This window comes from Ruegeria sp. HKCCD7303, from assembly GCF_013111185.1.
Classification (GTDB): domain Bacteria; phylum Pseudomonadota; class Alphaproteobacteria; order Rhodobacterales; family Rhodobacteraceae; genus Ruegeria.
In genome coordinates this window covers 983492-995092 of the sequence record NZ_WVRE01000001.1, presented here as the reverse complement: position 1 = coordinate 995092, position 11601 = coordinate 983492, and the positions used below count along the sequence as shown (strand labels likewise).

The following is an 11601-nucleotide window of genomic DNA, read 5'->3' as shown; positions in this document are numbered from 1 at the left end:
ATGTGCGCTTTCCTTTTCCCCACCACCCTTATACCCATAATTCGCAAGCATTACGTGACCGCAAATTGGCAGGGCAGATGAGTCTTTTTCACCTGATTCTCGTAGCAATTGTTCAGGGAATCACTGAGTTTTTGCCCATATCATCATCAGGTCATCTGATCCTGCTTCCAAACCTCACTGGTCTTCAGGATCAAGGTCAAGCCATTGATGTTGCAGTGCATGTTGGAACGCTGGGCGCGGTTGTTCTGTATTTCTGGTCGGATGTAAAACAAGCCCTTGCGGGGTTGCCTGGGGCCTTGCTTGGCCGGGCAGATACGCCACAGACGCGACTGGCACTGGGCCTCATCCTAGCGACGATTCCAACGGTGATTGCAGGTCTGATTCTACATCTGACCGGGTTAAGCGATGCCATGCGCTCGATCGCCGTAATCGGCTGGGCTATGCTTGGTTTTGGCCTGGTTCTGTATTGGGTCGATCAGAGCAGTCCGGAAACCAAAGAGAGCAGTGCGTGGGGCGTCCGTGATGCGTTCATCATGGGGCTGTGGCAAGTTCTTGCACTGATTCCCGGCACGTCGCGCTCGGGGATCACAATCACCGGGGCGCGCAAATTGGGCTATACCCGCGAGGACGGGGCGAAGATAGCCATGCTGATGTCAATCCCGACGATTCTGGCGTCTGGCGCTTTGTTGGCTGTGGACGTGATGCGCGACGCTGACGCGCAACTGGCACGTGACGGCGCCATTGCCGCTGTCTTTGCGTTTATCGCGGCCCTTCTGGCGCTCAGCCTGATGATGCGTTTGCTGCGCAGCGTCAGTTTCACGCCCTACGTCATCTACCGAGTCATTCTTGGCGCTATCCTGCTGATCATGGCCTATAGCTGATCAGATACGCAGGTTTTTGGCCGAGTTCTGAATGTCGTCATACTGGCCCGACGGACGGAACTTCCACAGGTACTCGGGCAGCACCGATTCCAAGGTGGTCGGTGTGATCCCAAGATCGGCAAAAGACTTAGCCTCATCGGCAACCACATTGTCATTCCGCAGATTCTTCAACTGATCTCGGGACAGAATATTGTTCGGGAACAACTGGAAGCTGACAAACTTAATGATGTCCAGAACACCCGCCATGATCCGTGCTGCAAAAAAAGGCATACCAATGATGACGCGGCGACGGTGAATCACATCCAGCATTTGCTGCATCAAAGCGCGGAATGTCTTCACCTCGGGTCCGCCCAACTCGTACACGCCAGGCTCAGCCTGTCCCAGAACGCCCTTAACTGCGGCCTGGGCCACATCATCCACATAAACCGGCTGAAATTTGGTTTCGGCACCAACCAACGGCAGGAACGGCCCCATGCGTGTCATTCCGGCAAAGCGGTTAAAGAACTGATCTTCGGTACCAAAAATAACAGAAGGCCGCAGGATCACGGCATCTGGCATATGCTTCAGCACACCGGCCTCACCCTGCGCCTTGGTCTGAGAATATTCGCTGGCAGAATTTGCATCGGCACCAATGGCCGAGACATGAACCATCCGCTCAATCCCCTGCTCTGCCGCCAAACGCGCGATCCGCTCCGCCCCTTCGGCCTGCACGGCGCCAAAGTCGTTTTTGCCCAGCTCGTTCAGGACGCCGACGCAGTTTACCACGACATCCGCACTGTGCATGGCCTGGGCAACCGACGCGTCATCGCGGATATTGCACAACACGGGCTCAACCTGACCGACGACACCATAAGGTTTCACGAACATCGCCTCGTTCGGGCGGCGCACCGCCACACGCACACGCCATCCCTCACTCGCCATGCGCCGCGCGATGTAGCGGCCGACAAATCCAGATCCGCCATAAATCGTCACAAGTTTCGACATGAGAGGGCTCCTGCTGAGAAATTGCGCCCTAGACCTAACGCCCGCAGCCCTTTCAAACAAGGCGCTAATTCGCCGCGAGGATGGTGAAATTCAAAGGCACAAATCGGGGGGCAAAGCCCAAATTCAAAAAACTTTCAAAAATCTCCGCGAATCTGGTTGACGCCCTCTGCCACTGGGCTTAAACGCCCCCTCACGACACCTGCCCAGGTGGCGGAATTGGTAGACGCGCTAGCTTCAGGTGCTAGTGTCCGTATGGACGTGGAGGTTCGAGTCCTCTCCTGGGCACCAAATTCTTCCTAAAAACCTGAATTCAAACGTGGTTCTCGTACGGTTGTTCTGTGACTGCCGAACACTGCTTGAATCCTGCTTTCGGTTCGGCATCGGTGCCGATTGCAGATCAAAACGGTACTGCTAGCTGTGTGTCATCACGCTGAATTCCGGCAAGGGTGCGGATTTGATTGACGCGGACCCATATTCGCTTGCAGTGCGCCTGGTCACCATTTCATTGGCAATCCCAGTCGCGGTAAGCCGGAAGCTTAAAAAACAACCAGCCCGCGCCTGACGACAACAAACAAGCGGATATGACGCCGCCACACCAATGGTCATTGATGCGCTCAGGCTTGTTTCTGCACTCCTGCCTCGTCCGCAGACTCAGCAGGCTCTGCCGTCACATCAACTGTGTCGGTTTCGTCCAATGGTTCCACCTCTTCAGGTTCGTCCGACTGATCCTCAAGCGCGCCGACAATGAGTGGCAGCATGTGGACACCGGTTGCGCTGGCGATCTCGGGGGTTTGCGGCGTTTGCCAGCTGAGCGTATCGAAGCTGCCGCAATTCTGGCAGACCGGGGCCCATTCGGGTTGGATGTCGTGACAATTGTCACAGACCCACTGAGGACCACGCGGTGCGTTGAGCGCCTTGGCCAACCAGCCTTGTACAACAGCGTCCGAAGCGCCCTCGCCCCGTTCGATCGCCGCCATCAGAGTGTACGCCCGCGCATCACCTTGTTTTTCAACCACATCCCCCAGCGCGCGGCGGGCTTCGGGGAAGTCTTCGGCCACGATGTTCAACTCGGCCAGAATCAGACGGGTCTCCATATTCTCGGGGTGAATACGCGTAAGTGCGGTAAAGCGCTTGATCCTTTGCGCGGGCGTCTCATCCGGTGCTATCTCGGCGAAAGCGTGGGCCAGGTCAGGATGCGGCTGCGCCTCCCAGGCTTTTTTCAGGATCTTGGTCGCGGGGCGGGGTTTACCTTTGGCAATATACGCACGAGCGGCCATCGCAGCCGCGGGCACCAGATCTGGCGACAGTCGATTGGCTTCGATTGCATGTTCCTGCTGTTCCAGGCTGGCGTCTTCGTCCAGAATGTCCTTGGCTTCAGACAAAGCCAAAACCGCATCACGGCGCTTGAACACATCGCGCGGCAGGTAACCGGCCTTTAATTTGGACGACAAGGTCGAGCGCGCACCGGCCCAGTCCTGCGCCTTGGTTTGAAGGTTCAGCAGAACATCTTGCGTTTCTGCATGGCGCGGTTTGATTGCCAACGCCTTTTCGGCCAGCTTGCGAGCGGTTTCGTCATCACCTTCGGCCAGTTTCTGCTTCATGATCCCGCGCACGCCGACAAATCGAGTCGCGTTATTGGTCACGAGTTTCTTGTAGGTGTCGGCCGCTTTCTTGGTGTCGCCCGTCATCTCGGCCGCTTGCGCCACCAATAGATTGGTCAATTCCGGCTTGTTGAGCAGCTTTTCGGCCTTGTTGGCCTTGGTCATGGCCGCACGCCCTTCACCTGAAGCCAAAGCCATCAATCCATCTGCCAGAGCCTGATACCCGCGCTGTTCACGGCTACGGTCGAAATACCGCGACAGGGCCGTTTCATCGCCATTCAAGAACTTCAGCGTCGCCACCAAAAGGCTAAGCAGTTTGAAGAACAGCCAGACCGCAAACACCAGCACGCCCAGCGCAATCACGGATTGCAGCGGCCCCAGTGTAAATTCCGTACCCGCGACGGTGATCTGCACCCCGCCACTGGTTTGCATCAGGAAGTGACCGCCCAGCGCCAGCAGGCCGATAATCGCAACAAAGACAAGGATCTTAAACAGTGACCACAGCATGGCAGGTCCTTCAGTTCGAGTTCAGGCTGGAAGCCAATGAGTTCGCCGCATCAACAGCAGCAACCCGTGTCTGGGCCGCCTGCTGCCAATCGGCCATCGCGGTCTGCGCCGCTTCGGGAAGTGATTTCAGTTCGCTTAACGCTTTGGACAGGTCTCCATCCGCCAATGCGGCATGCGCGCGCGACAGGACTGCGTCAGGCCCGTCGCCTTCCTGCGGCGTAACTGAACGTGCTCCTGTCTGCCGTTGTAGGAAAGCGATCAGACCCGTACCCTTATCCGCATCGCGCGCGTCTGCCAGTGCAGTTCGGGCAGCAGGGTCAAAAGTCGCCCGCAAGGATGACAAGGTTTCCACGCCTTCCTCAGCTGGCCCTGTCAAAGCATCCGGTACATCCACACCGCCCGACTTCAGTTCAGCAACCAGTTCGGAATAAGGTTGTCCTGCATCCAGCTGCCCGCGCAGACGAGACAGAACCGCGGCGTTCGTCGCAGCTTGTGCGTCGGCGGATGCTTTCGCCTCAAGCGCCTGCGCATCCGACACCATTTTTTCAACCTCGGCCCGTTGCGCCGCCAGCGAATCCTGGAGCTTTTTCAGTTCAGCCTCAAAGGCGGCTGTGGCTTCAGGTGAGGTATTGGATTCGATTGGAGCTTTCTCAAGCGCTGTGATCCGATCCGCCAAAGGCGCGACCTGACCGGACAGCGCTTCAACCGAGGATTTGACCGCGCTCAGGTCACCTTCGACCGGGGTCAATTTATCCGACAGCGCTTTGATCTGATCCGTCAAACCAGACGTATCCGGGCCGTTTGTCAGCCCTTGTGACAGTTTGGCGATTTGATCCGACTGATCCGCAAGTTTCGATTCCATCGCCGCCAGCGCGTCAGAATTGTCAGCACCACCCGGCAGCAACCCGCCATTGCCCAGCGCAAATCCGACCACGGCAGCAACGGCACCGCCCAGCAAAGCAGGCACAAAGCCACCGCGTTTTTCGACCACGCGCTCAACCGTCTTTTCCGCAACCGGAGCGATCTCCTCCGTCGGAGCTTCGGCTTCGGCTTCGGCTTCGGCTTCGGCTTCGGCTTCGGCTTCGGCTTCGGCTTCGGAAAGGTCTTCTGCTACAGGTTTATCGGGGTCAACAGGCGTACCTTCCTGTTGCAGCTCGGATTCAACAACGTCGTCTACCTTGGGGTCTTCCACCGGCTTTTCGTCGGATTTCTTCTTACCAGCCACCGCAATATTCCCCTTATCGAATCCAAATTCAGATGAATAACAGCCCAAGCTAAGTTAATCGGGGACCTCGTCTCTCTCAACCCGCAACACATGTTTTACAAGCTTTTTAACCGCCTTACGCATTTTCTTGGGTGTCGGCGCTTTGGCGATCTTCAGGTGCGTATAGTCCAAGGAATAAAGGGGATCAGCCGTCGCGCGGCTGATTGCGGCCAGCCAAAGCGGAGCCGAGCCCGACCAAATATCGGCAAAATGTCGCGCCGTTCGAGGCGAAAAAAGTGGGGCGATTATCGGCAAATCGTCGTTCGCGGCTTGGGTCGCCTCGGAAGTTAGCGGCAACAGAATCTGTTGATAAACCGGCTGTTCGCGTACCGTCAGGCCGGATTCGGTGAGCCGCCCCGCGATGTTGCCTCGTGTATGTTCGCCACGCAAATGCAACAAAGGGCTTTGGGGTCGATGTTTCAACAGATGCCCCACAAGCTCTTCGGCTGTGGTGCCTGCCATCTCGGCCTGCCAGCCATAGCCCTTGGCTGTCCCGGTCGTCGCGGGGCCAACGCAATAGGCGGGCAAATCGCGGTCGACACCCATTGAAGCCGCCGCGTTCACCGCATTGGCCGAGGTAAAGATCACACCCTGCAAACCTACGGTATCAACCGCAGCGGGCAGTGGGCGAATTTCGAGAATCGGGGAATAGATGACCTGAACCCGGGACCTGGTGCGGGTCGGCAACTGCGCGACAAACCGTTTCGAGGCTGCGCGCGGGCGGGTCATCAACAAATACAACGTTTGGCGCCTTGGCCCTTGAGGATTGTTTGCATCCGCGCAGGGTGATACCCCGCCGTTGGTAACATGATGCAACGGATCAGGGTGATGGTGCAAACACTTACCGTGCTGGGATTGGAAAGCAGCTGTGATGACACGGCTGCTGCTGTTGTGCGCCAAACCGAAGGTGCGGATGCTGAAATCCTGTCATCGGTGGTGCATGGCCAAACCGAGTTGCACAGTGCTTATGGTGGTGTTGTGCCCGAAATCGCTGCGCGGGCACACGCGGAAAAGCTGGACATCTGCGTTAAACAAGCGCTAGAGGCCGCCGACCTTGGTCTGCGTGACATGGACGCCATCGCCGTCACTGCCGGCCCTGGCCTGATCGGTGGCGTCATGTCCGGCGTCATGTGTGCCAAGGGGCTGAGCGCCGCCACCGGCTTGCCCCTGATCGGCGTCAATCACCTTGCCGGGCACGCGCTGACACCGCGCCTGACAGACGGGATCAGCTTTCCCTACCTGATGCTTTTGGTCTCGGGCGGCCATTGCCAGTACCTGATCGCCCACGGGCCAGAACAGTTCACCCGTCTTGGCAGCACAATTGATGACGCACCCGGAGAAGCCTTTGACAAAACCGCGCGTTTGCTAGGCCTGCCGCAACCGGGCGGCCCGTCGGTCGAAGCTGAAGCCCACACAGGTGACCCGAAACGCTTTCGCTTTCCCCGGCCGCTGCTGGACAGGCCCGGCTGTGATCTCTCTTTCTCGGGTTTGAAAACGGCTTTGATGCGGATGCGCGACCAAATCGTCGCGGAAAAGGGTGGGTTGACCCGTCAGGACCGCGCGGATTTATGCGCCGGATTCCAACAGGCGATTGTGGACACCTTGGCCGAGAAAACCCGACGCGCGATGGACCAGTATCTGGCCCTCAACCCTTCCGAACCCGTCATCGCCGTTGCAGGGGGCGTGGCGGCAAATTCGGCCATTCGTACCGCGTTAGAGACTGTTTGCGCCGAAAAGGGTACGAGATTCACGGCCCCCCCGCTTCCGCTGTGTACGGACAACGCCGCCATGATCGCCTATGTGGGGCTCGAACGGTTTCGCGACGGCTCACGCGACGGCCTAGACCTGACCGCACGTCCCCGGTGGCCACTGGATCAACGCAGCCCTGCAATGCTGGGCAGCGGTAGGAAAGGAGCCAAGGCATGAGCGTTTCTGTCCTGGGCTCTGGCGCATTCGGAACCGCGCTGGCGATCTCGCTGGCGGGCAACGGGCCGGTGACGTTGTGGGCGCGGGATGCGGAGCAGGCGCAACAAATGCAAATGTCGCGAAGAAACGAGACCCGCCTGCCCGGTGTAACCCTGCCGCCAAGCATTGCCGCTACGGCAGACATCAAGGAAGCTTGCACAGCAGATACGCTTCTTCTGGCTGTTCCAATGCAGAAACTGCGACAGGCTTTGACGTCTCATGCGCCCTTGCTGCAGGGCAAAACGCTGGTCGCCTGCTGCAAAGGGATTGAACTGTCCTCGGGCCTCGGTCCGATAGCCGTGATTGAAAGTGTTGTGCCGTCCGCCGACGTCGCACTGCTGACCGGGCCCAGCTTTGCAGACGACATCGCACGCGGCCTGCCAACAGCGCTGACACTGGCATGTGCAGATGCCCAGATCGGCAAATCGCTGCAAGCCGAGCTAACAACGACAAATCTTCGTCTTTATCGCACGACCGACACGGTTGGGGCCGAGCTGGGCGGGGCATTGAAGAATGTCATGGCCATCGCATGTGGCGCAACGATGGGTGCCGGGTTGGGTGACAGTGCGCGGGCGGCTTTGCTGACACGCGGATTTGTCGAAATGCAGCGTTTCGCCACAGCGCGCGGGGCGCGACCAGATACGCTGATGGGCCTGTCCGGGCTGGGTGATCTGGTGCTGACCTGCTCATCCGATCTGTCCCGAAATTATCGTTTTGGCCTTAGTTTGGGTCGAAATCAGCGCTTTGACAGCCAGACGACAGTCGAAGGTGTCGCGACTGCCTGCGCCTTGTCCGACATCGCAAGCAAAGAAGGCTTGGACATGCCCATCAGTACCACTGTGGCGGACCTGAGTCGCGGTGCTTACAGTGTACCTGAGGCCATTCAAACCCTACTCAATCGACCCCTTAAGGAGGAATAACATGCTGATCGCTCTCATCGCCAAAGACAAACCCGGTGCCCTGCAAACCCGGCTGGACAATCGCAGCGCGCATCTGGCGTATATCGAGGAAACAGGTGTTGTGGCGCAGGCTGGCCCTCTGCTGGATGGCGATGCCATGATCGGCTCACTGGTAATTCTGGATGTCAAAGATTTGGCTGCTGCACAAACATGGGCCGACAACGACCCTTACGCCAAAGCAGGGTTGTTCCAATCCGTTGACCTGATTCCATGGAAAAAAGTGATTGGCTGATGGCATATTGGCTGTTCAAGTCCGAACCCTCAACCTGGAGCTGGGACCAACAAGTCGCCAAGGGGGACGCAGGCGAAGAGTGGGATGGCGTGCGCAACTATCAGGCGCGCAATTTTATGCGGCAGATGGCCATCGGAGATTGGGGGTTCTTCTACCATTCGCAAAAGGACAAATCGGTGGTGGGAATCGTCGAGGTTTGCGCTGAGGCGCATGCCGACAGCACCACTGACGATGAACGGTGGGAATGCGTGGATATCAAGGCAGTTCGGCCCTTTGCCAAACCGGTGACGCTGGACCAGATCAAGGCGGACGAACGTCTGGCTGAAATGGTGCTGGTCAAGAACTCGCGCTTGTCGGTGCAGCCGGTGACTGAATACGAATGGAAGGTGATTTGCGCACTGGGCGATACGCAGCCTGATTGACGTGTAAACCTGTGTCTGGCGTAAAACTTCTCAAGCGCTCGACAAAATGCTATGTTTCTCTGGGCTTCGCCGGGTGGGGGCTTGCCATCTGCGGTTTTTACAACCGCAGACGCTTGGTGGTGTTCGAATAAAATTCGGTCTTTCTTGAAAGTGTGACCCCGTGTCTGACGTTAAAGGCGGCAGTGGGATTCTCGAAGACGCCGTCGCTGCGAAGAACACAAAAACCTGGGAAGCGCGCCTGAAAGAGGCGCGCGAAAAGCGTGCAAACGCGCTGGCTGATGGAAAGGTCGAAGCGCGCGAACCACCGCGCTTGAAACCAACTGAGACAGACCTGCTACCGCCAACAGATGACACTGAGATCGACGAGATCGTGTCCGAACGGGTACGCTCACTCCACCTGAACGAACCTGTCAGCAAACCGCCTTCGAAAAGCCGAATCCCTATAATTTTGGCGGCTCTGTTTTGTGGGGCTTTGCTGCATTGGGCCGGAACAAAGGTGATTGAAACACGACAGTCCACGCCAGAAAACTCTGTTGTGCAATCGAATGATCCTATCGACGAACCTGCATTGGACGAAACACTTTCGCCTACATCTGCAGCGATCGAGCAAATTCCTGAGGATCCGGCTGCGCCCGTGCTTGAGGAAGAAATCCAAGCTCCGATTCTTGAGAAAAAGCCAGTTACCCCTTCCATTGATATTGATGAAACACCACCGCAAGAAACCGAAGCATCACTTGCCCCGCCGATTGTGTTTCTTCCCTCCTTACTTGAACCTGTTTTGGAGGCTCCGGAAACGCTTGCCAAACCAGTATCATTTTCAGTTCCCGTTGCGCCGCAAAATCCCGCTTCCAGCCTGCTGAACAAGCGTAGTTCTTTACAGCCGACACAGGCAGTCTTCGACCCATTGCCCAAAGAGATCACGCAATCAGCGACTCCGAATTACTCTGAGGTAAAACCACTTCAACCCTCTAAACCTTCGATCGACCTTGAAGTGTCACTGTTCGTTCCGGCACGGGTATCACAAGACACCAGCGACCGGGCATTCGAACTTTTGAACGAAAGCCAAGCGAATGTGGTTGCGACCGCGCGTGTAGGCTATCGGATCAGAGAAACTCAGGTGCGGTATTATCACCCTGCAGACGCTGAAAACGCCGACCTTGCTGCCAAGGCTTTGGGTGGTATTGCGCGGGACTTCACAGGTTCTGGCAGCAAAACACGCCCTGGGCGCATTGAGGTCTATCTTGCTGGCGCAGGCGGAGGTGCAAACCGCACTTCAGACAATCAACCCAACAGTTTCGACAACTTTATAGAACGCATTCTGAATGAGCTTAGATAACAAATAAGGGAAGGTTCTGACCATGCAGAACCTTCCCTACCCCCGCGTGCTCCCTACTCACCACACGCGTATGGAAATGTCTGGTTCTGACCGTCCTGGTCACGGTTTAAACTTAACCCAACCATGACCATGGTTTCAAATACCAAGTCCCTAAACTTCAATTCAAAAACAAAACGCCCGTCATTAGTCGACGGGCGCAGAATGACTTTGCGCGATGATCAGCTGTAAACAGACTCTTTACGGAAATGCTTGGTCAGCATGTAATAGACCACAGCGCGGTATTTGTTACGCTCGGACATGCCATAGGTTTCCATGGCTTTATTGATCCCTTCCATCAATTCAGGCCCATCGGCCAGACCCAGCTTTTTGATCAGGAAGTTGTTCTTGACGGTTTCCAGTTCGGACTCTTGGCTGGCTGCAACAGTTGCCGCATCTGCGTCATAGATCGCCGGACCACAACCGATCGTAACCTTGGTTAAAAGGTCCATATCGGGATCCATCCCACATTTGTCCTTCAGGTCTTCTGCGTATTTGGCGATCAATTCGTCGCGCTTGCCCATATCCCAATCTCCTTAATGCGTTAATTCGGCCCTTATCACCGATGGCCGGAAGACTAGCCGCGCCCGTGTGTATTCCAAAAGGAAAAAAATTCGCGATTTCTCCCCCTTGGTCAAATTTGGGATGAAGGCTTCTAAACAATCTAACGACAGTATCCCCAACCCGGTCCTTGCAAGTGAAAGTGATCGGCATGCAAACGATTGAAATCAGGGCCAAGAACTACGCGGAACCATTCGCAGGCGCCACGCCAGATTTGTCTCAGAAACGCTGCCTCTGGTTCATTACGTTGCCAGTCAGCCAGTAAGGTCAGCGTCCGACCATCGGCAGTATCCAGCCCGATAACATCAATCGAGTCTGCGCGCGCGTGGCTGCTCCACCCGCTGTTTTCGCCCTGCGCTGTGCGCATACGACGGCAATTGTAACTGCCGATGTGGCGCAATCGGGTAATTTCGGTCCCAAGCAGATCCTGCGCGGCGGGTTGCACAACGTGGTTTTCCCACATGGCCAGACGCAACGTGGTGGGGCAACTCGTTTCCACAGGCTCCATCCGAGCCGTCACCAGTTGCGACAGCAAACCACGCCCGCTGATGCCGCAATTCTGATCGACAACCAGATCCTGCATTGCTGGGAATTGCACACCTGCCTCTGCCAAAGCAGCCCTGCACTGCGCCTCATTTGCCAGCGCACGGTTCAACTGCCATTTTGTGACCGGCGTCACCGGCGCGCTGATTTTCAGATCGCGCAACGGATTCCAGTAAGAAGGCACCGGCGTATTGGGATGCGTCAATAGCCACCATCCCCCACCGCCCAGCAGGATCACCACGACCGCCAGCCTGAAAAAGAAAGACGCCGTCGAGTACAAAAACCGGCGGCGTCCAGAAGTCTGCGTCAT

The 11601-nt window shown here is 56.8% G+C and carries 12 protein-coding genes and 1 tRNA gene; 7 read left to right on the top strand and 6 right to left on the bottom strand.

The features are described 5' to 3' along the window. Nucleotides 1-77 precede the first annotated feature (77 nt). Nucleotides 78-881: an undecaprenyl-diphosphate phosphatase gene (locus GS630_RS04490; protein WP_171234598.1), complete on the top strand. Its 804-nt coding sequence runs from the start codon at nt 78-80 to the stop codon at nt 879-881. Here GS630_RS04490 and GS630_RS04485 read toward each other — a convergent pair whose 3' ends face one another. Then, on the bottom strand, nt 882-1865 hold the full coding sequence (locus tag GS630_RS04485; RefSeq protein WP_171234599.1) for a complex I NDUFA9 subunit family protein: 984 nt from the start codon (nt 1863-1865) through the stop codon (nt 882-884). Between the two features lie 201 nt (nt 1866-2066). Between GS630_RS04485 and GS630_RS04480 the strand changes: the two genes are divergently transcribed. Then, nucleotides 2067-2153: transfer RNA gene (locus GS630_RS04480), tRNA-Leu, on the top strand. Between the two features lie 326 nt (nt 2154-2479). On the opposite strand, the gene GS630_RS04475 is transcribed toward GS630_RS04480, so the two are convergent. Genes GS630_RS04475 through GS630_RS04465 form a run of 3 tightly spaced genes read right to left on the bottom strand, consistent with a single transcriptional unit; the run spans nt 2480 to nt 5966 of the window. After that, nucleotides 2480-3973 (bottom strand): heme biosynthesis protein HemY, encoded by a 1494-nt coding sequence (locus GS630_RS04475; protein WP_171178802.1) that lies wholly within the window; start codon nt 3971-3973, stop codon nt 2480-2482. A 10-nt stretch (nt 3974-3983) separates the two neighbouring features. Continuing rightward, nucleotides 3984-5198: a hypothetical protein gene (locus GS630_RS04470; RefSeq protein WP_171656701.1), complete on the bottom strand. Its 1215-nt coding sequence runs from the start codon at nt 5196-5198 to the stop codon at nt 3984-3986. Nucleotides 5199-5252: 54 nt separating this feature from the next. Continuing rightward, entirely contained in the window at nt 5253-5966 is a 714-nt protein-coding gene (locus GS630_RS04465; RefSeq protein ID WP_171178799.1) for a uroporphyrinogen-III synthase, read from the bottom strand. A 99-nt stretch (nt 5967-6065) separates the two neighbouring features. Here GS630_RS04465 and tsaD point away from each other — a divergent pair, with 99 nt between their 5' ends. From tsaD to GS630_RS04440, 5 genes are all read left to right on the top strand, one after another. Further along, nucleotides 6066-7163, top strand: coding sequence for a tRNA (adenosine(37)-N6)-threonylcarbamoyltransferase complex transferase subunit TsaD (gene tsaD / locus GS630_RS04460; protein ID WP_171711879.1), 1098 nt, complete (start codon nt 6066-6068; stop codon nt 7161-7163). Beyond that, complete coding sequence (locus GS630_RS04455; protein ID WP_171178795.1) at nt 7160-8122, top strand: NAD(P)H-dependent glycerol-3-phosphate dehydrogenase; 963 nt, start codon at nt 7160-7162, stop codon at nt 8120-8122. Before tsaD ends, GS630_RS04455 begins: the two co-directional genes overlap by 4 nt. Before the next feature lies 1 nt (nt 8123). Continuing rightward, the gene (locus GS630_RS04450) at nt 8124-8393 is read left to right on the top strand and encodes a YciI family protein (RefSeq protein ID WP_171178793.1); all 270 of its coding nucleotides are present in this window, start codon (nt 8124-8126) and stop codon (nt 8391-8393) included. After that, nucleotides 8393-8815 (top strand): EVE domain-containing protein, encoded by a 423-nt coding sequence (locus GS630_RS04445; RefSeq protein ID WP_171237953.1) that lies wholly within the window; start codon nt 8393-8395, stop codon nt 8813-8815. Before GS630_RS04450 ends, GS630_RS04445 begins: the two co-directional genes overlap by 1 nt. A 160-nt stretch (nt 8816-8975) precedes the next feature. Beyond that, on the top strand, nt 8976-10151 hold the full coding sequence (locus tag GS630_RS04440; protein ID WP_171178782.1) for a hypothetical protein: 1176 nt from the start codon (nt 8976-8978) through the stop codon (nt 10149-10151). A gap of 218 nt (nt 10152-10369) precedes the next feature. On the opposite strand, the gene GS630_RS04435 is transcribed toward GS630_RS04440, so the two are convergent. Both GS630_RS04435 and GS630_RS04430 read right to left on the bottom strand, forming a co-directional pair. Next, nucleotides 10370-10711 (bottom strand): DUF2853 family protein, encoded by a 342-nt coding sequence (locus GS630_RS04435; protein ID WP_171178779.1) that lies wholly within the window; start codon nt 10709-10711, stop codon nt 10370-10372. A 140-nt stretch (nt 10712-10851) separates the two neighbouring features. Then, entirely contained in the window at nt 10852-11601 is a 750-nt protein-coding gene (locus tag GS630_RS04430; protein ID WP_171620457.1) for an extensin family protein, read from the bottom strand.